This is a genomic window from Streptomyces sp. NBC_00986 (assembly GCF_045162565.1).
In the GTDB taxonomy this organism is placed as follows: domain Bacteria; phylum Actinomycetota; class Actinomycetes; order Streptomycetales; family Streptomycetaceae; genus Streptomyces.
Window position 1 is genome coordinate 6470381 of record NZ_CP108733.1, and the last position, 20678, is coordinate 6491058.

Below are 20678 nucleotides of genomic sequence, written 5' to 3' on the forward strand. Positions count from 1 at the left end.
GCCCGCGCACGCCCCGAAGCGTCGCCCGGTCGGCCACAAGTAAGCGGCTCGGCCACCCGCAGCAGACCCGCACCACCCGCAGTACTCGCACCACTCCACAACCCGCCGCACCAGCGCGGCACTTACAGGGAGGGACCCCACCATGAGCTTCCACAAGATCGCCCCGGTCAAGAAGCACCACAAGCCCGCCCCGGCGCCCAAGAAGCCCGCGCCGAAGAAGCCGGCTCCGGCCCCGAAGCGTCGTCCGGTCGGCCACAAGTAAGCCGCCAGGTCGGCCGTAGAAGACCCGCAGCACCCGCAGCACCACCCGCAGTACCCCACAACTCGCCGCGGCACAGCGGCACTTACCGGGAGGGAACCCGTCATGAGCTTCCACAAGATCGTCCCCGTCAAGAAGCACCGCAAGCCGGCCCCGGCCCCCAAGAAGCCCGCGCCGAAGAAGCACGCCCCGAAGCGCCCGGTCGCCCACAAGGGCTGATCCCGCACACCGTGAGGCGGGGCCACCGGTTAGCGAGCGAACTCGCTCCGGTGGCCCCGCCTCGGCCACGTCCAGGCCATGGACGCACATCGGCCATCCACTGAACCCGGCCTGCTCTGAAGGGAGTTGTTGACCATGAGGGAAGCTCGTGAGGCCTTCCGCCGTTTCTGGCCGCTGACCCGCGGTGACCGCAAGTGGCTCGCGGTGATCATCGCGTGCGTCGTCGTGTCGGCGCTCTCCGAGACCGCCGCGATCCTGCTGTTCGCGGACCTCACCGACAACGCCCTCAAGGCCGGTTCGCTGTCCGACTTCTGGGGCCCGGCCGCGGCCTGGCTCGGCGTCGCCGCACTGGGCGCGCTCGTCGGCTACTTCGGCAACTCCCTCGCCACCTGGACCGCCGAACGCTTCGTCCTGCGCCTGCGCGCGAACGTCTTCCGCCACGTCCAGGACCTCCCGCCCCACTTCTTCCAGAAGCACCGCCAGGGCGACCTGGTCGAACGCCTCACCGGAGACGTCGAGGCCATCGAGCAGATGGTCGTGTCCGGGGTCGTGGGCACCATCTCGGCAGCTTTTTCAGCCGTGTTCTACGCCTGCGCGGCCCTGTACCTCCGCTGGGACCTGGCCCTCGCGACCTTCGTCCTCGCCCCCCTCTTCCTCCTCGCGGCCCGCCGCTTCTCGGGCCGCATCAAGCAGGCCTCGCAGGACGAACGGGTCGCCGACGGCGCGATCACCTCGGTCGTCGAGGAGTCCCTCGGCAACGTGGTCCTCACCCAGGCGTACAACCGCCGCCGGGACGAGGAGAAGCGCCTCGACGTCGAAGCCCGCGCATGGATGAAGGCATCGGTCCGCGGCGCCCGACTCAGCGAGATGTACGAGCAGTTCGTGGAGGTCGTAGAGACGCTCTGCGTCCTGTCGGTGATTGGCCTCGGCGTCTGGGAGATCTCCGCCGACCGCATGACCCTCGGCGCACTCCTCGCCTTCGCGGCCTTCATCGGCTACCTCTACCCCCCGGTCCGCAACCTCGGCCAGCTGGGCCTCACCCTCACCGCCGCCACGGCCGGCGCCGCCCGCATCAACGAGATCCTGGACGCCACCCCGTCCGTCGGCGACCCCCGCGAACCCGTCCCCGCGTGGCCCGTCCACGGCTGGGTCAGCTTCCACGGCGTGACCTTCGGCTACCCCGGCGGGACCCGTAACTCGGTCGACGACGTCACCTTCAGGGCGAACCCGGGCGAGCTGGTGATCATCACGGGCGAGAGTGGAGCGGGCAAGTCGACCCTGTCGAAGTTGTTGACACGTTTCTACGACCCCTCGGCCGGCGTGATCTGCCTGGACGGCGTCCCCCTCCGTGACGTACCCCTCGAATTCCTGCGGGAGAACGTCGCGTTGCTCCCCCAGCAGACCCTCATTCTCAACGGCACGGTCCGCGAGAACATCGAGTGCGGACGCCCCGGAGCGACGGACGAGGACATCGAACGAGCGGCGCGATCGGCGGCGGCCCACGACTTCATCGCCGCACTCCCCGAGGGCTACGACACTCAACTCGCCCCCGGCACGGCGGCGTTGTCCGGCGGCCAGCTCCAACGGATCGCGATCGCGAGGGCGATGCTCCGCGAGGCCCCGGTCCTGGTCCTGGACGAACCGACCGCCGGCCTCGACTCGGTGGCCGCCCGCCAGGTGATCCAGCCCCTGCGCCGCCTGATGTCCGGCCGTACGACCATCATGATCACCCACGACCTGAGCCTCGCCCCGGACGCGGACCGCATCCTGGTCGTCGAGGGCGGACGCCTGGTGGAGACGGGCACGCACGCGGAGCTGGTGGCAAGGGGTGGCGCGTACGCGCGACTTGCGGGCCCGCTCCCCGAAATGGCGATCACGGGAACGGGACGGCATCGTTCGGAGGACACGATGACCCTGCGCCAGGTCCCGCCGCAGGCACCGGACGAGACGATGATCCTGCGGCTTCCCCTCAAGTAGGGATCATGTAGAGGGAGTTGCACGGAGGCTGTACCCGAGCCCCCGCACGGTGTGGATGAGCCGCGGTTCGCCGCGGCTCTCCAGTTTCCGGCGCAGGTACATGACGTAGACGTCGAGGGTGTTGGACGCGGGCTCGAAGTCGAAGCCCCACACCTGCCGGTGGATCTGTGACCGGGTGAGCGCGGCGCCCGGATGCCTCAACAGGTGCTCCAGCAACAGGAATTCGGTCCGCGTGAGATCGAGCGGCCGCCCGTCACGGGCGACGGTACGGGTACGCAGGTCCATCACGAGATCCTGGAAGACGAGCCGTTCGAGCTCGGGCAACGTGCCGACCACCGGGGTCTGTTGCGCACTGCGACGCAGCAACGCCCGTACGCGGGCGAGGAGTTCCTCGACGGCGAACGGTTTGCTGAGATAGTCGTCGGCACCGTTGTCGAGGGCGACGATACGGTCGCCGACCGCGTCCCGCCCGGTGATCATCAGGATCGGCACGGTGGAGCCGGAGGCGCGGATGCGGCGGGTGGCGGCGAGTCCGTCCAGCTCGGGCATGGTGACGTCCATCAGCACGAGGTCCGGCGCGGCGGCCTCGTCGGCCACACCGACCAGATCGATGACGGTACGCCCGTCCCCGGCGAGGACGGTCTCGTACCCCTCGAATCTGAGCAGCCGCCCAAGCCCTTCGCGTACGTCCACGTCGTCGTCGGCAAGCAGGATCTTCCGCGCCATCCGAACACGGTGTGACGGGCGGCTGTGCTGGAGCTGGCAGGGGGTTATGCGGGGGCTAGGGCTCGGATGTAGCGCCGACGGAAGAGAAACGCGAGGAGGGCGTAGACGGCGAGGGGGGCGCAGAAGAGCAGGAGGTTGAGGAAGGGGTGGGGATCGCCGTCGGCGGACATCTCCCACAGCAGGTACGGGAAGGCGGCGAGGAAGACGATCAGGGCCCCGGTGGTCGCTCGCTGCTGGGCCTTGCGGTACGCGGCCCGCTCGCGGATGCGCACCTCGACCGCCGGGCGCCGCTCCCAGGTCATGCCCCGGTGCCGGGCGGACGCGGTGTGCAGGTCGGCGACCTCGGCCCAGAGGTCCGGGAGCTGCCAGTCGTCGAGGTAGGGGAGGCGTGCCCTGCGGCCGTCGTTTTCGTAGAGGTAGGTGAACGACTTGATGTCGGCCCTGCGTTGGCCCGGATTGGTCTCTACGCGGAGATCGTAGATGTCGTGCCAGGCCCACCTGCGCACGCGGAAGGCTCCGCGCGTGGAGACACCGTCGGCCCCCACGGTGGTGCCTCCCCGTCGCGCGGTGAGAATCGCCCAGACACTCAGCAGTGCCATGAGCGCCACCGCGAGCAGCTTGTACCGGGCGGGGATGGTGTTGTCGGGCCGCGTCATCTGAAGAACGAAGTTCCCTTCGACGATGCACAGGGCGACGAACCTTCCCCGGGACATCTTTCTCCGCCTGCTGTACTCCCGCTCGATCCCACGCTCGTCGTCGCGGTCGTCCTCGTCGTCCCCGCCCATCGACCCTCCCCAGAACCGGTGTTGTTCGCTGGACTACGCCATGACCACGAACGCGGCAGTCGCGGCGATGACGGCTGTGACGCACACCGCGGCCGAGACCGTGCGGTCTCGCGCGCGGCGCCGTATCCGGTCCTCCACCTCGGGCCGCAGCTCCCAGGCCATGCCCCGGTGCAGAGCGGATACGGTACGCAGGTCGACGAGTTCGGCGTCGAAGTCGGGAAGCTGCCAGTCGTCGAAGTAGGGGAGGAGCATCCTGCGGCCGTCGTTGCCGTAGACATAGGTCGTCCACTGGGCCTTCTCGGTGCGCCCGCCCGGGTTCAGTTCGGCCCGGATGTCATAGACGTCGTGCCAGGTCCGGGTGGCTGTCCGTACGGCGTTGCGGGCGCTGATCCCCTGAGTGCCTACGACCGTGCGGCCCCGCTGCCGGTAGAGCAGGACCAGCGCGATCTTGCCCAGGAGGAGCGCCAGGATCACGATCTCGGCCCCGCGCCGGGAGACATAGGGGTTCGTCGACGCATCCAGGACGAGGTAGACGCCGACGAGCATGTTGACGCCGGCCTGCCACCACACGATGGCCAACGGTCTTCGCCGTCCGTACGCCCGCTCGATCCCGCTCATGGACCCTCCCCCGGTCAGCAGCAGAGGGGATCGTATGGCAGCAACCTGTGCACGTAAGGAGGGGGTGTCACCGTTCCCACTCCGGGATGCGTGCGCCTCGGCTGACGGCGATGCGGAGGATGTCGCCGAGGGATTCGGACGCCCTGGTGAGCGCGAACCGCACGGCCCGTTCGCCGGCCTTCGGGTCGGCTAGTACGGCCTTGGCTCCGGCCAACACCTGTTCCCCGGAGTCGAGTTGGGCCGCCTCGATGTCATCGGCGAGGAGGGAGAGACGGCTGTCGTGACTGTCGGCGCTGAGGTAACAGGGCTTGCCGTCGGGGGTGGTCCAGGGCAGCAACCGCAGTTCCCCGCGCGCCGAGTTGGGGATGTTGCTGGGGATGCTCATGCCCGCACCACCACCCCGTGGATACGACGGGGCCCGACATCGATGCCGTGCACGGCGAGCCAGAGGGCACGTCGCCGCTGCCGCTGAAGTCGCCGTTTGCGTCGAGCGCGACGTTGGGACGGGAGCAGGGTGTGCACGAGTGCCATCAGCAGTAACTCCCGGATTCCTACGACGCGTTCGCTCATTCCGCTGCGCTCCTCTGTCCTGCCGGGGTCCTGACGAGCGGTGATTACCGTTCGTGTCTCGATGGTCACCGGTGCGGCGTACGCTGCGGAAGAGGGTTGGCGTTGTCTGCGGGCCCAGGCAACGGGGAGGGGTGAAGTGACCGAACAGGTTGACACCGAGGGCGAGTCGGGGCGCGCGGTACTGGGACGGACGCTCCGGTATCTGCGGGAGAAGGCGGGGAAGTCGCTCGGGCAGTTGGCGGAGGACACCGGCTACGACAAGAACTACCTGAGCCGACTGGAGTCGGGGGAGCGGCTGTCCAAGGTGACGGTGATGGAGGACCTGGACGTCTACTACGAGGCCGGTGAGCTGCTGGTCAGCCACTGGAAGGCGGCTCGGCTGGACGCGTTCAAGGACGAGTACAAAGAGTTCATGGAGTTGGAGGCGACGGCGCGGGTGATGAGGGTGTTCACCCCCGCTCTGCCTGGCCTCCTGCAGACAGAAGACTTCGCTCGGGAGGTGTTGTCTGGGGGCCAGACAACAGCGGACGCCGACGAGATGGTCGAGGAACAGGTGGCTGCGAGGCTGGGTCGGCAGTACGTGCTCTGGCAGAAGCCCGCGCCCGACGTCCGGATCGTCATGGACGAGGTGGCGTTCCGGCGACCCGCAGCCCTTGCCAAGACCTGGCTAGACCAGCTGGTTCATCTGGAGACGGTCGCGATACTGCCCAATGTGACCCTTCAAGTGCTGCCGTTCTCGGCGGGTGTTCATCACCACATGACGGGGTCGCTGACGCTGCTCTGGCAGAAGGACGGCAGTGCCGTTGCCTACAAAGAAGGCGACGGATGCAGTCAGTTGGTCGAAGATCCGGACGATGTTCTGCGCCTCCGACTGTCCTACGATCGTCTTCGCGACCTGGCGCTGTCCCCAGGTGACTCGCTGGTGTTCATCCGGGCTGTACTGAAGGAGCACAGACGTCATGACGCACACCCCTGACCTCAGCACCGCTGTGTGGCGCAAGTCGAGCTACAGCCAAGGTGGAGCCAACGACTGCGTCGAGGTCGCCGACGGCTGCACCGGCCTCGTCCCTGTCCGGGACAGTAAGACCCCGTCGAGCCGTCCGCTGGTTTTCTTGGCCGGGTCCTGGGTCACGTTCGTGGAGTCGGTCCGGGGCCAGGAGGGCGCATGAAGTCCACCCTCGATCTCAGCGCCGCTGCTTGGCGCAAGTCGAGCTACAGCCAAGGTGGAGCAAACGACTGCGTCGAGGTCGCCGACGGCTACACCGGTGTGGTTCCCGTCCGGGACAGTAAGACCCCGTCGAGCCGTCCGCTGGTTTTCTCGGCCGGGTCCTGGGTCACGTTCGTGGAGTCGGTCCGGGGCCAGGAGGGCGCATGAAGTCCACCCTCGACCTCAGCACCGCCGCTTGGCGCAAGTCGTCGTACAGCGACGGGGGTGGCACGAACTGCGTCGAGGTCGCCGACGGCTGCACCGGTCTCGTCCCCGTCCGGGACAGCAAGGCCCCGTCGGGCAGTCCGCTGATCTTCGGCTGGTCGCCCTGGGGATCATTCGTCGAGGCGGTCAAGAGTTCCTCGACTTTGTGAGCGCAGGGCGGATCTGTTGCCACCGGCCGGTGTCGGAACAGATCCGCCCACCACCTCAAGGTTGTGGTCCTTGATGCGGGGCCGTAGATGCCATGGTCAGCTGGGAAGCAGTGCGGCCATGGTAGGGCTACGGGGGGGCCATGGCGGAGAACGCGACCATCCAGGTGTCCCGGCAGGCTCGTGACCATCTCGCCCAGGTCGCCAAGGAACGGGGGGTCACACTGGGGCAACTGGTCGAGCAGCTGGCGGCCGAGCAGCCCACTGCGGAGCAGATCGCGGAGCGGGTGGCCGCCGACCGGAAGGTCGTCCGAGATGTGATCGGCCTGGACATCAGCGACGAGGAGTTCGACAGAGCGCCTGACGTCCTCGGCAACATCTACAAGGTCGCTGCCGAGAAGGTCCGTAGGGCGCGAGGCGCGGCGGCGTGATCATTCTGGACACCGGTGCCACCCGTGCCCTCGCGAACGGGCACAAGACACTGAACCTTCTCGCCGCGAACATGGCCCACACCCCGGGCGACCGGCTTCGGATTCCCGCGCTCTGCCTCATGCGGGCGGAGTCCGAGGACGCGGGCGCCGGGGACCGTGTGCTCGCGTTCTCCTCGGTGGTCGTCGACGACTTGACCACGGTCTCCTCGGTCACCGTCGGCACCATGATCCGTGATGGGTACGGCGGCCCGGACACCTGTCACGCCCTGTACTGCGCCCTGCCGCGAGCCGAGTTCACTGGCATGTCGATTCTCCTGACCACCCGGGAAGAGGCTTACCCGCCGGGTGTGGTCACTGTCGACATCGACTCCCCCGGAATGCTCGTCTTCCACTGAGGGCGAATGCGACGGGCGCATGCTCAGACCCGCCGACCCTTCCCCCGCGAAGTGTGACACTTCCTGCCGAAGTGTCACACTTTTTCAACTCACCTACTGAGGGGTGGAGCTTTCGGGCGGTGCAGTCGGCGACCCCGGCATCCGTACCGTCGCCACCGTCCCCCCACCCGGCGCGTGCGCCAACGTCACCTCTCCGCCCGCCTGTTGGACCGTGCGGGCGACGATCGACAGGCCCAGGCCTGAGCCGGGGAGTGCGCGCGCCGACGGTGAACGCCAGAACCGGTCGAAGACGTGCGGGAGTTCGTCGGCGGGGATGCCGGGGCCGTGGTCGCGGACGGTGAGGACGCCGCGCGTGAGTTGGACCTCGATCGTGCCGCCCTCGGGGCTGAACTTCACCGCGTTGTCGAGGATGTTGACGATCGCGCGTTCCAGGGCGGACGGCTCCGACTGCACGAACCACGGCTGTACGTCCGCCGTGATCGTCAACTCCGGGCCGCGCAGGCGGGCTCGGCGGAGCGCGGCCTCGACCGTGTCCTGGAGCGAGACCACCTGGACGCGTTCACCCCGCTGGCCCTCCGAGCGGGACAACTCCTGCAAGTCGCCGATCAGGGACGCCAGTTCGGTCATCTGCGCCTTCACCGAGGCGAGCAGCGCCTTGCGGTCGGCCGGGGGGATCGGGCGGCCGGTCTCCTCGCTGCGGGTGAGGAGTTCGACGTTCGTGCGGAGGGAGGTGAGGGGGGTCCGGAGTTCGTGACCGGCGTCCGCGATGAGTTGCTGTTGCAGCTCGCGGGAGTTGGCGAGGGAGGTGGTCATGGAGTTGAACGAGCGGGAGAGGCGGGCGACTTCGTCCTCGCTGTCGTCGTCCACCGGGATGCGGATGGTGAGGTCCTCGGTCCGGGCCACGTGCTCCACGGCCTCGGTGAGCTTGTCCACCGGGCGGAGACCCGCACGGGCGACCGCGAGACCGGCCGCGCCGGCGCCGACCACTCCGATGCCGGAGACGAGGAGGAGGATGAGCGCGAGGTCGTTGAGCGTGTTCTGGGTGCTCTTGAGGGGAACCGCGACGAGGAGTGCGGTGCCCTCGTACAGCTGATTCGGGGCGGCCGGAGCTTGGCTGACGAGCAGAGGTGTGGTCAGCACACGGACGGCGTTGCCGTTCTTGTCGACACCGTTGCGGTAGACCCCCTTGAGGGTGGTGGTCGAAAACCGCCCGAGGTTGTCGGCGTCCTTGATCACGTTCTTGTCGGCGCCGGTGACCTTGACGACGCCGGCCGAGTTGGCGGAGATGCAGGCCTTCCCGTCCGACTCGACCAGTTGGATATAGCTGGTCTGCGACCAGAAGCTGTTGAAGTCGCTGACGTCGCTCTGATTCGGCTGGGGGGCCTGCGGGCAGCTGCTCAGGAACTCCTGTACCTGCCCGGCCCGCTGCGGTTGCGCCATCTTCCTGAGATCGCCGTCGACCTGGTCGTACAGCTTCCCCTGCACGATGAACCAACAGGTGACCGAAACCGCCGCCACCCCGAACGCCACCGCCGCCGCGACCAGCATCGCCAGCCGTGACCGGATCGGCAGGGTCCGGAACCGGTGCAGGAACCGCTCGAGGACGTTCTTCACTCCGCCCCGCCCTGCCGCAGCACGTACCCCACGCCCCGAACCGTGTGCACAAGCCGAGGCTCGCCCCCGGCTTCCGTCTTGCGGCGCAGGTACATCACGTACACATCAAGGGAGTTGGAGGACGGCTCGAAGTCGAAGCCCCAGACCGCCTTCAGGATCTGCTCGCGGGTGAGGACCTGGCGGGGGTGCGCCAGGAACATCTCCAGCAGCGTGAACTCCGTGCGAGTCAGCTCGACTTGGCGCCCGTTCCGCGTCACCTCACGCGTCGCGAGGTCCATGCGGAGGTCCGCGAAGGTGAGGGAGTCGTCCTCGGGCGCGGTACCGGCTGCCGCGGCCGCCGCGTACGAGCTGCGGCGGAGCAACGCCCGTACCCGCGCGAAGAGTTCGTCGAGTTCGAAGGGCTTGACCAGGTAGTCGTCCGCCCCGGCATCCAGTCCGGTCACCCGGTCGCCGACCGTGTCGCGGGCCGTCAGCATCAGGATCGGCGTCGTCGTACCGGCGCCCCGCATCCGGCGGGCCGCCGTCAGGCCGTCCATGCGCGGCATCTGGATGTCGAGGACGACCAGGTCGGGCTGGTACGCGGTCGCCTTCTCCAGCGCGTCCGCGCCGTCGACGGCGACCTCGGTGTCGTACCCCTCGAAGGCGAGGCTGCGCTGGAGTGCTTCGCGCACAGCCGGCTCGTCGTCCACGATCAGGATGCGCTGGGTGTCACGGTCGCCTTCGGCGGGGCTCATGGGCTGGATTCCTCGGGTGCGGTGGGACGGGGAGACAACGATCGGCTGGTCGCAATCAGCCTCGCATGTTTCCCGGCCGGTGCGTGAAGAGGGGAGGAAGTGAGAAAAAGGGTGAGATCCGCCTCGCCTCGTGGTGAGATCGGCTTCCCCCGTCTCCCACTCAGCCTCGCATCGTCTGAAGGCGGTTCAGCGGCACCTTGCGGTGGTGCGTGCGGGCCGCGCTGGTGCGCAGGCCCATCAGCTCCGGGACGGGCGCCACTTCCGGTGCCCGCGCGGCCGGCGCGTGCAGTTCGTACGCCACCCCGAGGGCCAGGCCGAGACCGGCCGCTCCGGTGTCGGTCACCGTGTGCGAAACCTGCTTGATCATGACGTACTCCCTACTTGGTTCGTGTGGGGCAGTGCTTAGCTGTCGGAACCGCCCGCCCGCAGCGAAGCCAGGTCCGCCTTGACGGTGTTGATCGGGATGGCGAAGCCGATGCCGATGCTTCCGGCCTCGGACGACGAGGACGAGGAGTCCGAACTGGACGAGTACATCGCGGAGTTGATGCCGATGATGTTGCCGTTCGCGTCGATCAGCGCGCCGCCGGAGTTGCCGGGGTTGAGGGACGCGTCGGTCTGGATCGCCTTGTACGTCGTGGTCGACGAACCGGTGTCACCGTTGAACTGCTGGCCGCCGAACTGGAACGGCCACTGACCGCTGCCGCCCGAATCCGAACCCTGGCTCTGGCTCTCGTCGGTGGAGACGGTCACGTCACGGTTCAGGGCGGAGACGATGCCGCTGGTGACCGTGCCGGTCAGGCCCTCGGGGGAGCCGATCGCGACGACCGTGTCGCCGATCTGGACGCCGGCGGAGTTGCCGAGGGTGGCCGCCTTCAGGCCGGAGGCGCCCGACAGCTTGAGGAGTGCGAGGTCCTTCTTGCTGTCGGTGCCGACGACCGTCGCGGTGTACGTCTTGCCGTTGCTCGTCTTGACCTTGACGGACGTGGCGCCGGAGATGACGTGGTTGTTGGTGACGACCTCGCCGCCGGCGGTGATGATCACGCCGGCGCCGGTCGACGAGCCGTTGCTGAGGGTGGCCTCGACCTCGACCACGCTCGGGCTGACGGTCGCGGCGATCGTGGCGACGTCGCCCTTCTTGCTGGAGGGCACGACGGCCGTGGTGGTGCTGGAGGTGGCGACGGTGTCCTTGCCGGTCAGCTCCTGGAAGGCGTACGCCGTGCCGCCGCCGACGGCCGCGGCGACGATCGCCACGGCGGCGAGCAGCGCGAGCGGACCCCGGGAGCGCTTCTTCGGCTTGGGCGCCTCGCCCTGGACGTGGGTGAGGAGAGCGGTGTCGCCGCCGCCGTGACCGCCGCTGCCGTCCGCGGCGAGAGCCCCGCCGTCACCGGCGCCGTAGCCGTCACCGCCGCCGTACGCTCCGCCGTCGGCGCCGAAGGCGGCCTGCGGGGCGGGCGAGGGGGCGGGCGTCTGGGCCGGCCACGCGGGTGCGGCCGGCTGCTGCGTCTGCTGCACGGGCTGAGGCTGCTGCACCGGCGGCTGGTAGGCCGGCGGGGGCGGCCACTCCGGGTTCACGGGAGAAGAGGCGTGCTGCTGCTGGGGGTACGCCTGCGGCTGGTCGCCCTGGGGGGTCTCGTACTCGCCGCTGCGGCGGAAGCTCTCGGTCATGGAACAGAGCCTGTCGCGCGATCATGAGAGGTACCTGAGTCCCCGCTGAGAAGCCCGACAGAACCTCGTATGCCCGATATAAAGACGCCGGAGCCCCGAAAACTCGGGGATTCCAGCGAACCGGGTGACAGCCGGGACGGGTGTGCTCAGCCGCCGCAGCCGGAGGACTTCAGCGCCCGCAGCCGCAGACCTCGCAGCCGAACGTCCTCATTCCCCGCACACGAGGACCTCAGCCCTCGCACCCGAAGACCTCAGCCCTCGCACCCGAAGACCTCAGCCCTCGCACCCGCACGACTGCCGTATGACCAGCCGCGACGGGAACACCTTCAGCCGCTCGCGCCGGGACCCCGCCACCCGCAGGCCGTCGTCGAGGACAAGATCCACCGCCGCGCGGGCCATCGCCGGGCGGTCCGATGCGATCGTTGTCAGCTTCGGGTCGGCCAGGGCCGCTTCCTTGATGTCGTCGAAGCCGATGACACCCAGCTCGCGCGGTACGTCGATGCGCAGCTCGCGCGCGGCCCGCAGCAGGCCGATCGCCTGGTCGTCGGTGGAGCAGAAGATCGCGGGGGGACGGCGGGGTCCGGAGAGGATGCCGAGAGCGACCTGGTAGGCGTCGTAGCGGTTGTACGGGGCTTCGAAGAGGCGCCCCTCGGTCGGCAGGCCGGCCTCGGTCATCGCGCGGCGCCAGCCCTCGACGTGGTCGGAGACCGGGTCACCGACGGACGGCGTCTCCGCCGTACCGCCCATACAGGCGACGTATTCGTAGCCGTGCTCGAGGAGGTGGCGGACGGCGAGCTGGGCGCCGCCGAGGTCGTCCGTGACGACGGCCACGTCGTCGATCGCCTCGGGGCGTTCGTGGAGGAGGACGACGCGGGCGTCCCACGCGTCGATCTCCGCGGCCGCGTTGTCGTTCAGCGCGTGGCTGACGAGGATCAGGCCGGAGACGCGCATCCCGAGGAACGCGCGCAGGTAGTGGACCTCGCGCTCGCCCACGTAGTCGGAGTTGCCGACCAGCACCATCTTTCCGCGCTCGGACGCGGCCTGTTCCACCGCGTGCGCCATCTCCCCGAAGAAGGGCTGGCGCGCGTCCGGCACGATCAGGCCTATGAGGTCCGTACGCCGCGACGCCATGGCCTGGGCCACCCGGTCGGGTCGGTACCCCAGTTCCTTGATCGCGGCGAGGACACGCTCGCGCGTGGCCGGGGCAACCGGCCGGGGTCCGTTGTTGATGACATAGCTGACAACGGCGGTCGAAGTACCCGCCAGCCGCGCCACATCATCCCGAGTCACCTTGGCCACGCGCGGAGTCTACGCGGATGGACCCGCTCTGGGCAGGGCGTTTCGAAGCTTCTCTCAGCTTCCGCGCACCATCTCCGCGCGGAGCCGACACCGAGAAGCGACGCCCTGCCCGGAACGATTACGCCTCGGCCGGGATCTCGGCGGCGTCCAGGGCGGCCGAATCGGCCGTACCGTCCGCATCCTCCGGCTTTGCGTCGGCGATGGCAGCGCTTGCCTTGAGCTTGGCCTCCTCGCCGCCCCGGTCACCCTTCTCAGGGGTAACGAATCGATAACCGACGTTCCGGACGGTCCCGATCAGCGACTCGTGCTCGACTCCGAGCTTCGCGCGCAGCCGTCGTACGTGGACGTCGACCGTGCGCGTACCGCCGAAGTAGTCGTAGCCCCAGACCTCCTGCAGCAGCTGGGCGCGCGTGAAGACGCGGCCCGGGTGCTGGGCGAGGTACTTGAGGAGCTCGAACTCCTTGAAGGTCAGGTCGAGGACCCGGCCCTTGAGCTTGGCGGAGTACGTCGCCTCGTCCACGGAGAGGTCGCCGTTGCGGATCTCCATGGGGGAGTCGTCGTTGACGATCTGCTGGCGGCCCATGGCGAGGCGCAGTCGCGCCTCGACCTCGGCCGGGCCCGCCGTGTCGAGCAGGACGTCGTCGATGCCCCAGTCGGCGGTGACGGCGGCGAGGCCGCCCTCGGTGACGACGAGGATGAGCGGGCACCCCGGGCCGGTGGACCGGAGGAGCTGACACAGGCTGCGCACCTGGGGCAGGTCACGGCGGCCGTCGATCAGGATGACGTCGGCACCGGGGGTGTCGACGAGAGCGGGGCCTTCCGCCGGTGCCACGCGCACGTTGTGCAGCAGCAGGCCAAGGGCCGGAAGCACCTCCGTAGACGGCTGGAGGGCATTGGTCAGGAGCAGCAGAGAACTCATATGTCTGGTTCCTCCTCGGTCCCTGCGAGGACGTGTGTCGTGCGGCACAGCGTTTGCGATCCCGAGGGCCCTGTATCACCGGCGGCCACCTGTGGTTTCCCGCGGTGTACCGCTTCGTATACAACGCTCCCGGAAGCACAAAAGGACCCGGGGGCTTCGCTGCCCGAGTCCTCTGTCGAGCAGAATAGCCCACATGAGCGCTGGTACGGCAGGTCATGTGGCACGATCCACCGTTCGTCCGAACTCTGAGACGATCAGACGTACACCTTTGCGGACGTTTCTGCACACCGACGACGGGGTGACGATCGATTCCGTATACGAACCGGGGGCGCCCGTATACGACGCCTCCCGGTCACCTTCCGGTGATCCCGTGTTCGTCGTGGCGCACGGTTTCACGGGCGATGTGGACAAGCCCCATGTACGGCGGGTTGCCGAGGCGTTCCTCCAGTACGGGGCGGTGGTCACCTTCTCCTTCCGGGGCCACGGCGCCTCCGGCGGACGGTCCACCGTCGGCGACCGCGAGGTCCTCGATCTGGCGGCGGCGGTCGCGTGGGCGCGCGAGCAAGGGCACGCGCGCGTGGTCACCGTCGGCTTCTCGATGGGCGGTTCGGTGGTGCTGCGGCACGCGGCGCTCTACGGCTCTCAGGCGCACGCCGACGGCCAGAGGCGCGAGGGGCGCACAGAAGCGCACACGGACGCGGTGGTTTCCGTGAGTGCGCCGGCCCGTTGGTACTACCGAGGCACGGCCCCCATGCGCAAGCTGCACTGGCTGGTGACCCGTCCCGAGGGGCGTCTGGTCGGCCGCTACGGCCTCAACACCCGTATCGAGCGCAGGGGTTGGGACCCGGTCCCGATGCCTCCGGTCGAGGCGGTCCCGCGCATCGCGCCGACCCCGCTCCTCATCGTGCACGGCGACCGCGACGGCTACTTCCCCGTCGACCACCCCCGCATGCTGGCCGACGCCGCCGGTGACCAGGCCGAACTCTGGCTGGAGCCGGGCATGGGCCACGCCGAGCACGCGGCCGCGGACGACCTGCTGGCCCGCATCGGTCGCTGGGGCAGTTCACAGGACAGCTAGCCTGACGGGTGTTGACGCCGGATCCGTCGACACCGGTCTACCGAGGAAGCAAGCACATGCCAAAGGTCACGGTGCGCTACTGGGCCGCCGCGAAGGCCGCGGCCGGCATCGCCGAGGAGCCGTACGACGCGGTCACCCTCGCCGACGCCCTCACCGCCGTCCGCGAGCGACACCCCGGGGAACTCGCCCGCGTACTGCTGCGATGCTCGTTCCTCGTCGACGGTGACCCCGTGGGCACCCGCGGACATGAGACGGTACGGCTGGCCGAGGGCGGCACGGTCGAGGTGCTCCCGCCGTTCGCAGGAGGATGAGCGAAGCGATGAGCAACCAGCCGTACGAGGGCTATGGCGAGGGCTACGACCCCTACGCCCAGCAACAGCAGCCCCAGCAGGCACAGTCGCAGGCGTGGCCCGGGCATCAGCAGCAGGCGTACGACGACACGCAGGGCGACCAGCAGTACACCCAGCAGTGGCAGGGCCAGACCTGGGACACCCAGGTCCAGCAGACCAGGCCCGCCGCGTCCGACCTGGCGTACTTCCCGCCGCAGAACTACCAAGCGGCAGCGCAGAGTTACGACCCCTACGCGCAGGCCGAGGCGTACGCCCAGCCGCCCAGACCCGAGGTGCCCGAAGCACAGGCATCCGTCGCTCCCTCGGCCGGAGACGGCTATGGCCCGCCCTCCATCGCGGGCAACGCCCGGATCACCGACGCCCAGCGGGCCCGCCTCGAGGGCCGTTCGCCGATCATCGAGCCCGGGATGCAGCCCGCCGGCCTCACCGCAGTCCTGGCGCTCCTGCTCTCCGTCACCGCGCAGGTCGGGTCGTACGCCCTCGTCGTACCGCTCGTCGTCCTTCAGGCGGTGACGGCCGCGGGCTGGTTCCGGCTGAACGGGATGTGGCCGGCCCGGCAGGGCATCGCGCTCGCCTTCGCGGGGGCGCTCGTCGCGGACGTGGCACTGCTCGCGGCCGGGCGGGAGAACGGTCCCGCCGCGATCCTCGGCACCCTGGGTGTCTGGGTCCTGCTCTCCCTCGTCATGCAGCTGCGCTCGCACGCCGACCCGGACACCCGGATCACGGGCCTGATGGCCACGGTCGCCTCGGCTGCCCTGGCCATCGTCGCGACCGGTCACCTCGCGGCCGACCCGGACGCGGTGACGGTGGGCGCGGCCGCGGTCGCCGTCGCGATCCTGGCCCGCGCGCTGCCGCTGCCGACCGTGGCGTCGGTCGTCGTCTCGCTGCTCGCGGCCGCCGGTGCGGGCATCGCCGTAGGAGGAATGACGGGCATGGGTGCGAAGGGCGCGCTGCTCGGCGCGGGCGCGGCGGTCTGCGCGCTGATCGGCCACCGGGTGGCGAGCTACGACTACCCGTCCCGCTTCGTCCACTTCACCGCCGGTGTGGCCCTCCCGCTCGCCGCGGCGGCCCCGGCGGTGTACGTGCTGGGACGGGCGCTCGTCTAGCCCGGGTGGCCAAGTGCCGTGCTGTGGGCGGTAGTTAAAAGATCCGTGATGGTTGTCTGAGGCAGTTAAGAGCACTGTCACAGCTGATCGACAATTTCGCGATACACGCGTCCCGCAGGACTACTCTCGCGCTGGGCGGCCACCAGGTCGTCGTACCGCTTTCGTCGACGACCACCAGGTGGGGATCTCCGTACATGCGTGGGCTACGAATACTTCTGATCGTCGTGGTGATTCTGGGAGCTCTGTTCGTGGTCGTGGACCGGGTCGCGCTCCACTTCGCCGAGGAGGAGGCCGCGTCCAAGGTGAAGACCAGCGAGAACCTGGCCAGCACCCCCGACGTCTCCATCAAGGGCTTCCCCTTCCTCACCCAGGTCGCCTCCGGTGAGCTGGACGACGTGGAACTCGGCGTCGGCCAGTACGAGGCCCCGACCGGCAACACGAGCGCCTCCGGCGGCGCCACCACGATCCGGATCGACGACCTCAAGGCCGACATGAAGGACGTCAAGTTCTCCAGCGGCTACAGCTCCGCCACGGCGGCCAGCGCGACGGGCACCGCGAGCATCTCCTACGACCAGCTGCTCAAGGCCGCCAAGTCCGCGCCGACGAGCGTCTTCACCGGCGTCACGGCCCAGATCGTCAGCCTCTCCGACGGCGGCGACGGCAAGATCAAGGCCGACATGAAGGTCACGGTCACCGGGGTCGGGACGACGACGTATCCGGTGCTCAGCACGGTCACCGTCGTGGGCAACACGGTGAAGGTGCACGCGGACAACCTGCCCAAGCTGGTCGTCGACCTCGCCGACTCCCGGGTCCGCTCGATCACCGACTTCCAGCAGACGCTCGACCAGCTGCCGGGCGGTGTGAAGCTGGACAGTGTGCAGGCCGCGAAGGGCGGTGTGGACATCAAGGTGAAGGGTTCGAACGTCAGGCTGGCCGGGTAGGACGGGTCCGGGCAGGCGATGACCTGTCCGAGGGGCGAGACGGCGGTGTCCGTACGGCAGGGGAATCAACGGCCGAGCGGGCTCGGATTCCCCGCCGTAGCGCCCCTGACGGCTTTCTCGTCTCACATCACGGACGATCGCGTCTCAAAATACGACACGCCGGTGACATGCCCCGCGATCCGTCCCTACGATCGACCCTATGCAGTGCACATTCAGCGCCCTCCGGCCGCGTGGCCAGGCGGACGACCTCACGAAGCGGCGGGCAGTAGACCTGTGCCGCGTCGCCGCCATGCTCTGTCGCACTGTCTGAGCGGAAGCGCAGGCTTCCGTCTTCCCCCCTCCGTGTCCCTGATCAGGGACACCCGCGCGAGCGCGCACCCTTTCTCTCACGCACCGCACCGCCGTAACTGCCCCGGAGGAGAAAAGCATGAGCCGCAGTGACGTCCTGGTCGACGCCGACTGGGTCGAGGCCAACCTCGACAACCCGAGCGTGGCGATCGTCGAGGTCGACGAGGACACCTCCGCGTACGAGAAGAACCACATCAGGAACGCGATCCGGATCGACTGGACGAAGGACCTCCAGGACCCGGTACGCCGTGACTTCGTCGACCAGGAGGGCTTCGAGAAGCTCCTGTCCGGCAAGGGCATCGGCAACGACACGCTGGTGATCCTCTACGGCGGCAACAACAACTGGTTCGCGTCGTACGCCTACTGGTACTTCAAGCTCTACGGCCACGACAACGTCAAGCTCCTCGACGGTGGCCGCAAGAAGTGGGAGCTGGACGCCCGCGAGCTGGTCGAGGAAGTCCCCTCGCGTCCCGCCACCGACTACAAGGCGAAGCCGCAGAACACCGCGATCCGCGCGTTCCGCGACGACGTCGTGGCCGCCATCGGCGCGCAGAACCTGGTCGACGTCCGTTCGCCCGACGAGTTCAGCGGCAAGCTGCTCGCGCCGGCGCACCTTCCGCAGGAGCAGTCGCAGCGTCCGGGCCACGTCCCGTCCGCGCGCAACATCCCGTGGTCGAAGAACGCCAACGACGACGGCACGTTCAAGTCGGACGACGAGCTCAAGGAGCTCTACGCCGACGAGCAGGTCGACCTGGCCAAGGACACCATCGCGTACTGCCGTATCGGCGAGCGCTCGGCCCTGACCTGGTTCGTGCTGCACGAGCTGCTCGGCGTCGAGAACGTCAAGAACTACGACGGTTCCTGGACCGAGTACGGCTCCCTGGTCGGCGTTCCGATCGAGCTCGGCGCCAACAAGTAAGCAACCGCACCACCGCTGCGACCTGAAGGAAACCAAGACATGTGTGGAGCGAAGGCCGGCGGCCCCGACGCCTCGACGATCAAGCCCGGCGAGACCACCATCCAGGGCCAGGTGACCCGTAACGGCGAGCCGGTGACGGGCTACGTCCGGCTCCTGGACTCGACCGGCGAGTTCACCGCGGAGGTCCCGACCTCCGCGACGGGCCAGTTCCGCTTCTACGCGGCCGAAGGCACCTGGACCGTCCGCGCCCTCGTCCCGGGCGCCACCGCCGACCGCACGGTCGTCGCCCAGACGGGCGGCCTGGCGGAGGTGGCGATCGCCGTCTGATCGCCGTATTGCTGTCGAAGGGCCGCACCTCCTGAGGTGCGGCCCTTTCGCATGCACGGGCCTACCCTGGAGAGATGCTGGCACGTCGCCGTCGCACCTACTTCGTCATGATGGGCATCTGCATCGGGCTCTTCATCCTGGCCTGGGGAGTCGTGCGGATCTGGTCGGTGCCCGCGGCCGTGGGGATGTGTGTGGTCGCGATGCTGATCCCGCCGGTCGCCGCGATGGTCGCCAACCGGCGCGGCCCCGACGACCGCTGGTGGGACGACCCGTCCGGCGACCCCAAGTCCGACGAGTGGTGGGACGAGCTGGACGGGAAGAAGCGGCGCCAGTAGGGCAGGGCGGCGGAGAGTGGGTAGAGGGCAGGCATGTCGCCTACGACCCTGACCACCGTGGTGCTGGACGCTCCTGACGCGCACGAGCTGGCCGACTTCTACTGCCGGCTGCTCGGTTACGTGGTGCGGGAGGACGAGCCCGACTGGGTGGTCATCGTGCCGCCCGCGGGAGGCACCGGCCTCTCCTTCCAGGCCGAGCCGGAGTACGTCCCGCCGGTGTGGCCCACCCGCAACCCCGGTGAGCAGCAGATGATGCTGCACCTCGACATCGAGGTCGACGACCTGGAGACCGAGACGGCGAGGGCGGTGGCGGAGGGGGCCACGCTCGCCGATCACCAGCCCCAGGACCACGTACGGGTCTTCTTCGACCCGGCGGGACACCCGTTCTGCTTGTGGCGACGGGAGTAGGGGCGCGACCGGGATAACCCGCGCCGAGAGGCGTCACGCGGCCGGGTCGTCGCCGGTCCGGAGCTCGTTTACCCACTCCCGCGCCACGGCCAAGTCGTCGGTGGCACCCACCAGTTGGTAGGCGAAGCCGTCCCACTCCTCCAGGATGCGCGGCCTGTCGTACGGCGTGAGCGGCTTGTCGGCATCGGCTCGACAGAGCCACCCGCTCCTCGACGCCACGTGCGACCGTGTCGCGGACCGCAGCGCCACCCGCCTCACCCGGATGCGGCGGGCAGACCGGGCGCCGGAGCGACCTTGTCGAGGCGTCGGCGGGTCTCGTCGGCGTCGAGGGGGCCGCCATGGCCGGGGAGCAGGCGCTGCGGGCGGCGGTCGAGCTCGGTCATGAGTGCCCTGCGCACTCCGGCGGCGTCCTCGGTGAAGAAGTGGCGCTTCGGGCTCCGGGGGCGCAGCACGCCACCGCGGACCAGGTCGCCGACGAGGGTGTCGTCGCCGACGCGGACGACGAGCGACCCGGGGGTGTGGCCGCCGAACCGCTCGGCGTGCGCGTCGACGCCGTAGGGACTGAGGTCGAACCTGTCCTCCACCAGGATGTCGGCTTCGACGGGCTGTGCCTTCGCGCGGAGGACCATGGGCTTCAACAGCGCACCGGCCGGATGACTGATCGGGAGTGCGCCGATGCGTCCGGTACGCAGGAGTTGTTCGTCACCCAGGCCGACCGCGATCGGCACCCCGGCCTCCGCGAACGACGCCGCCGTGCCGCTGTGGTCGTTGTGGCCGTGGGTCAGGAGGACCAGGGCGATGTCGCGAGGCTGAAGGCCCTGCGCGGCCAGCGCGTCACGCAGACGGTCGCCGTCCTCCGGTCCGCCCGCGTCCACGAGGATCGCCTGCTCGCCGCGCAGGAGGTAGGCGTTGCTGTTGCCCATGGACAGCGGGATGACGGTCGTGGCGCTCATGCGGTGTACCGCGATGCCTCGGCGCCGGCACCGACGTTCACGCGGCTGTCGACGCCGAGTATTCGAACAGAAACGTCCATGATCATCTTCCTTCGCGCTACCCATGTAACCTTACGGCCGTTAG

At 69.0% G+C, this 20678-nt stretch carries 28 protein-coding genes and 1 pseudogene; 16 read left to right on the forward strand and 13 right to left on the reverse strand.

Annotation, left to right across the window (positions count from 1 at the left end; translation table 11 throughout):
- The first annotated feature begins 613 nt into the window (after window positions 1–613).
- Entirely contained in the window at window positions 614–2455 is a 1842-nt protein-coding gene (locus tag OG504_RS28840) for an ABC transporter ATP-binding protein (RefSeq protein ID WP_405992405.1), read from the forward strand.
- 3 nt (window positions 2456–2458) lie between these two features.
- Here the strand turns inward: OG504_RS28840 and OG504_RS28845 are convergent, their stop codons facing one another.
- The 5 genes from OG504_RS28845 to OG504_RS28865 all read right to left on the reverse strand — a co-directional run bounded on the left by OG504_RS28845 (window position 2459) and on the right by OG504_RS28865 (window position 5154).
- A complete protein-coding gene (locus OG504_RS28845) occupies window positions 2459–3181 on the reverse strand; it encodes a response regulator transcription factor (RefSeq protein ID WP_405992406.1) in 723 nt (240 codons plus the stop codon).
- A 44-nt stretch (window positions 3182–3225) separates the two neighbouring features.
- Window positions 3226–3966, reverse strand: coding sequence for a PH domain-containing protein (locus tag OG504_RS28850; protein WP_405992407.1), 741 nt, complete (start codon window positions 3964–3966; stop codon window positions 3226–3228).
- A gap of 33 nt (window positions 3967–3999) precedes the next feature.
- Window positions 4000–4584 (reverse strand): hypothetical protein, encoded by a 585-nt coding sequence (locus tag OG504_RS28855; RefSeq protein ID WP_405992408.1) that lies wholly within the window; start codon window positions 4582–4584, stop codon window positions 4000–4002.
- A gap of 67 nt (window positions 4585–4651) precedes the next feature.
- Window positions 4652–4969, reverse strand: coding sequence for a hypothetical protein (locus tag OG504_RS28860; RefSeq protein ID WP_405992409.1), 318 nt, complete (start codon window positions 4967–4969; stop codon window positions 4652–4654).
- Complete coding sequence (locus OG504_RS28865; RefSeq protein ID WP_405992410.1) at window positions 4966–5154, reverse strand: hypothetical protein; 189 nt, start codon at window positions 5152–5154, stop codon at window positions 4966–4968. Before OG504_RS28865 ends, OG504_RS28860 begins: the two co-directional genes overlap by 4 nt.
- Window positions 5155–5290: 136 nt before the next feature.
- Between OG504_RS28865 and OG504_RS28870 the strand changes: the two genes are divergently transcribed.
- The 6 genes from OG504_RS28870 (at window position 5291) to OG504_RS28895 (ending at window position 7558) form a co-directional block, all read left to right on the forward strand.
- Window positions 5291–6130, forward strand: coding sequence for a helix-turn-helix domain-containing protein (locus OG504_RS28870; RefSeq protein WP_405992411.1), 840 nt, complete (start codon window positions 5291–5293; stop codon window positions 6128–6130).
- Window positions 6114–6323, forward strand: coding sequence for a DUF397 domain-containing protein (locus OG504_RS28875; protein ID WP_405992412.1), 210 nt, complete (start codon window positions 6114–6116; stop codon window positions 6321–6323). The genes OG504_RS28870 and OG504_RS28875 overlap by 17 nt, the downstream gene beginning before the upstream one ends.
- Window positions 6320–6529 (forward strand): DUF397 domain-containing protein, encoded by a 210-nt coding sequence (locus tag OG504_RS28880; RefSeq protein ID WP_405992413.1) that lies wholly within the window; start codon window positions 6320–6322, stop codon window positions 6527–6529. Before OG504_RS28875 ends, OG504_RS28880 begins: the two co-directional genes overlap by 4 nt.
- Window positions 6526–6735: a DUF397 domain-containing protein gene (locus OG504_RS28885; RefSeq protein ID WP_405992414.1), complete on the forward strand. Its 210-nt coding sequence runs from the start codon at window positions 6526–6528 to the stop codon at window positions 6733–6735. The genes OG504_RS28880 and OG504_RS28885 overlap by 4 nt, the downstream gene beginning before the upstream one ends.
- Before the next feature lie 140 nt (window positions 6736–6875).
- Window positions 6876–7163 carry a hypothetical protein gene (locus OG504_RS28890; RefSeq protein ID WP_405992415.1) on the forward strand — a complete coding sequence of 96 codons (288 nt, stop codon included), beginning with the start codon at window positions 6876–6878 and terminating at the stop codon, window positions 7161–7163.
- Window positions 7160–7558, forward strand: coding sequence for a hypothetical protein (locus OG504_RS28895; protein ID WP_405992416.1), 399 nt, complete (start codon window positions 7160–7162; stop codon window positions 7556–7558). The genes OG504_RS28890 and OG504_RS28895 overlap by 4 nt, the downstream gene beginning before the upstream one ends.
- A gap of 93 nt (window positions 7559–7651) precedes the next feature.
- On the opposite strand, the gene OG504_RS28900 is transcribed toward OG504_RS28895, so the two are convergent.
- The 6 genes from OG504_RS28900 to OG504_RS28925 all read right to left on the reverse strand — a co-directional run bounded on the left by OG504_RS28900 (window position 7652) and on the right by OG504_RS28925 (window position 13789).
- Window positions 7652–9106 carry a sensor histidine kinase gene (locus OG504_RS28900; RefSeq protein WP_405996454.1) on the reverse strand — a complete coding sequence of 485 codons (1455 nt, stop codon included), beginning with the start codon at window positions 9104–9106 and terminating at the stop codon, window positions 7652–7654.
- Between the two features lie 62 nt (window positions 9107–9168).
- Window positions 9169–9906, reverse strand: a complete 738-nt coding sequence (locus tag OG504_RS28905; protein ID WP_019073726.1) for a response regulator transcription factor — start codon at window positions 9904–9906, stop codon at window positions 9169–9171.
- Window positions 9907–10066: 160 nt separating this feature from the next.
- Complete coding sequence (locus OG504_RS28910; protein WP_366093107.1) at window positions 10067–10273, reverse strand: hypothetical protein; 207 nt, start codon at window positions 10271–10273, stop codon at window positions 10067–10069.
- Window positions 10274–10308: 35 nt separating this feature from the next.
- Window positions 10309–11571 (reverse strand): S1C family serine protease, encoded by a 1263-nt coding sequence (locus OG504_RS28915; protein WP_405992417.1) that lies wholly within the window; start codon window positions 11569–11571, stop codon window positions 10309–10311.
- A 273-nt stretch (window positions 11572–11844) separates the two neighbouring features.
- Window positions 11845–12870 carry a LacI family DNA-binding transcriptional regulator gene (locus OG504_RS28920; protein ID WP_405992418.1) on the reverse strand — a complete coding sequence of 342 codons (1026 nt, stop codon included), beginning with the start codon at window positions 12868–12870 and terminating at the stop codon, window positions 11845–11847.
- A 118-nt stretch (window positions 12871–12988) separates the two neighbouring features.
- Window positions 12989–13789 carry a response regulator transcription factor gene (locus OG504_RS28925; RefSeq protein WP_033281324.1) on the reverse strand — a complete coding sequence of 267 codons (801 nt, stop codon included), beginning with the start codon at window positions 13787–13789 and terminating at the stop codon, window positions 12989–12991.
- Between the two features lie 193 nt (window positions 13790–13982).
- Between OG504_RS28925 and OG504_RS28930 the strand changes: the two genes are divergently transcribed.
- From OG504_RS28930 to OG504_RS28970, 9 genes and pseudogenes are all read left to right on the forward strand, one after another.
- Window positions 13983–14867, forward strand: a complete 885-nt coding sequence (locus tag OG504_RS28930) for an alpha/beta hydrolase (RefSeq protein WP_405992419.1) — start codon at window positions 13983–13985, stop codon at window positions 14865–14867.
- Between the two features lie 56 nt (window positions 14868–14923).
- A complete protein-coding gene (locus OG504_RS28935) occupies window positions 14924–15178 on the forward strand; it encodes a MoaD/ThiS family protein (RefSeq protein WP_405992420.1) in 255 nt (84 codons plus the stop codon).
- Window positions 15179–15186: 8 nt separating this feature from the next.
- Window positions 15187–16323, forward strand: a complete 1137-nt coding sequence (locus tag OG504_RS28940; protein WP_405992421.1) for a hypothetical protein — start codon at window positions 15187–15189, stop codon at window positions 16321–16323.
- Window positions 16324–16517: 194 nt separating this feature from the next.
- The gene (locus OG504_RS28945; protein ID WP_405992422.1) at window positions 16518–17264 is read left to right on the forward strand and encodes a DUF2993 domain-containing protein; all 747 of its coding nucleotides are present in this window, start codon (window positions 16518–16520) and stop codon (window positions 17262–17264) included.
- A 199-nt stretch (window positions 17265–17463) separates the two neighbouring features.
- Entirely contained in the window at window positions 17464–17574 is a 111-nt protein-coding gene (locus tag OG504_RS28950; RefSeq protein WP_365309200.1) for a putative leader peptide, read from the forward strand.
- Between the two features lie 117 nt (window positions 17575–17691).
- Window positions 17692–18531, forward strand: coding sequence for a sulfurtransferase (locus OG504_RS28955; protein ID WP_405992423.1), 840 nt, complete (start codon window positions 17692–17694; stop codon window positions 18529–18531).
- Between the two features lie 39 nt (window positions 18532–18570).
- Window positions 18571–18858, forward strand: a complete 288-nt coding sequence (locus OG504_RS28960) for a DUF1416 domain-containing protein (protein ID WP_019064558.1) — start codon at window positions 18571–18573, stop codon at window positions 18856–18858.
- 62 nt (window positions 18859–18920) lie between these two features.
- A pseudogene (locus OG504_RS28965) lies at window positions 18921–19193 on the forward strand (DUF3099 domain-containing protein); the annotation flags it as partial.
- A 33-nt stretch (window positions 19194–19226) separates the two neighbouring features.
- Window positions 19227–19601: a VOC family protein gene (locus OG504_RS28970; RefSeq protein WP_405992424.1), complete on the forward strand. Its 375-nt coding sequence runs from the start codon at window positions 19227–19229 to the stop codon at window positions 19599–19601.
- Window positions 19602–19634: 33 nt separating this feature from the next.
- Here the strand turns inward: OG504_RS28970 and OG504_RS28975 are convergent, their stop codons facing one another.
- Together OG504_RS28975 and OG504_RS28980 are read right to left on the reverse strand one after the other, a co-directional pair.
- Complete coding sequence (locus OG504_RS28975) at window positions 19635–19820, reverse strand: hypothetical protein (RefSeq protein WP_405992425.1); 186 nt, start codon at window positions 19818–19820, stop codon at window positions 19635–19637.
- A 35-nt stretch (window positions 19821–19855) separates the two neighbouring features.
- Window positions 19856–20554: an MBL fold metallo-hydrolase gene (locus OG504_RS28980; protein ID WP_405992426.1), complete on the reverse strand. Its 699-nt coding sequence runs from the start codon at window positions 20552–20554 to the stop codon at window positions 19856–19858.
- Between the last annotated feature and the right edge of the window lie 124 nt (window positions 20555–20678).

Bases quoted from the DNA above. Each gene is read 5' to 3' on its own strand.
- OG504_RS28840 (WP_405992405.1), top strand. From the start codon at position 614: ATGAGGGAAGCTCGTGAGGCCTTCCGCCGTTTCTGGCCGCTGACCCGC.
- OG504_RS28845 (WP_405992406.1), bottom strand. From the start codon at position 3,181: ATGGCGCGGAAGATCCTGCTTGCCGACGACGACGTGGACGTACGCGAA.
- OG504_RS28850 (WP_405992407.1), bottom strand. From the start codon at position 3,966: ATGGGCGGGGACGACGAGGACGACCGCGACGACGAGCGTGGGATCGAG.
- OG504_RS28855 (WP_405992408.1), bottom strand. From the start codon at position 4,584: ATGAGCGGGATCGAGCGGGCGTACGGACGGCGAAGACCGTTGGCCATC.
- OG504_RS28860 (WP_405992409.1), bottom strand. From the start codon at position 4,969: ATGAGCATCCCCAGCAACATCCCCAACTCGGCGCGCGGGGAACTGCGG.
- OG504_RS28865 (WP_405992410.1), bottom strand. From the start codon at position 5,154: ATGAGCGAACGCGTCGTAGGAATCCGGGAGTTACTGCTGATGGCACTC.
- OG504_RS28875 (WP_405992412.1), top strand. From the start codon at position 6,114: ATGACGCACACCCCTGACCTCAGCACCGCTGTGTGGCGCAAGTCGAGC.
- OG504_RS28880 (WP_405992413.1), top strand. From the start codon at position 6,320: ATGAAGTCCACCCTCGATCTCAGCGCCGCTGCTTGGCGCAAGTCGAGC.
- OG504_RS28885 (WP_405992414.1), top strand. From the start codon at position 6,526: ATGAAGTCCACCCTCGACCTCAGCACCGCCGCTTGGCGCAAGTCGTCG.
- OG504_RS28890 (WP_405992415.1), top strand. From the start codon at position 6,876: ATGGCGGAGAACGCGACCATCCAGGTGTCCCGGCAGGCTCGTGACCAT.
- OG504_RS28900 (WP_405996454.1), bottom strand. From the start codon at position 9,106: ATGCTGGTCGCGGCGGCGGTGGCGTTCGGGGTGGCGGCGGTTTCGGTC.
- OG504_RS28905 (WP_019073726.1), bottom strand. From the start codon at position 9,906: ATGAGCCCCGCCGAAGGCGACCGTGACACCCAGCGCATCCTGATCGTG.
- OG504_RS28910 (WP_366093107.1), bottom strand. From the start codon at position 10,273: ATGATCAAGCAGGTTTCGCACACGGTGACCGACACCGGAGCGGCCGGT.
- OG504_RS28915 (WP_405992417.1), bottom strand. From the start codon at position 11,571: ATGACCGAGAGCTTCCGCCGCAGCGGCGAGTACGAGACCCCCCAGGGC.
- OG504_RS28925 (WP_033281324.1), bottom strand. From the start codon at position 13,789: ATGAGTTCTCTGCTGCTCCTGACCAATGCCCTCCAGCCGTCTACGGAG.
- OG504_RS28930 (WP_405992419.1), top strand. From the start codon at position 13,983: ATGAGCGCTGGTACGGCAGGTCATGTGGCACGATCCACCGTTCGTCCG.
- OG504_RS28935 (WP_405992420.1), top strand. From the start codon at position 14,924: ATGCCAAAGGTCACGGTGCGCTACTGGGCCGCCGCGAAGGCCGCGGCC.
- OG504_RS28940 (WP_405992421.1), top strand. From the start codon at position 15,187: ATGAGCAACCAGCCGTACGAGGGCTATGGCGAGGGCTACGACCCCTAC.
- OG504_RS28945 (WP_405992422.1), top strand. From the start codon at position 16,518: ATGCGTGGGCTACGAATACTTCTGATCGTCGTGGTGATTCTGGGAGCT.
- OG504_RS28950 (WP_365309200.1), top strand. From the start codon at position 17,464: ATGCAGTGCACATTCAGCGCCCTCCGGCCGCGTGGCCAGGCGGACGAC.
- OG504_RS28955 (WP_405992423.1), top strand. From the start codon at position 17,692: ATGAGCCGCAGTGACGTCCTGGTCGACGCCGACTGGGTCGAGGCCAAC.
- OG504_RS28960 (WP_019064558.1), top strand. From the start codon at position 18,571: ATGTGTGGAGCGAAGGCCGGCGGCCCCGACGCCTCGACGATCAAGCCC.
- OG504_RS28970 (WP_405992424.1), top strand. From the start codon at position 19,227: ATGTCGCCTACGACCCTGACCACCGTGGTGCTGGACGCTCCTGACGCG.
- OG504_RS28980 (WP_405992426.1), bottom strand. From the start codon at position 20,554: ATGAGCGCCACGACCGTCATCCCGCTGTCCATGGGCAACAGCAACGCC.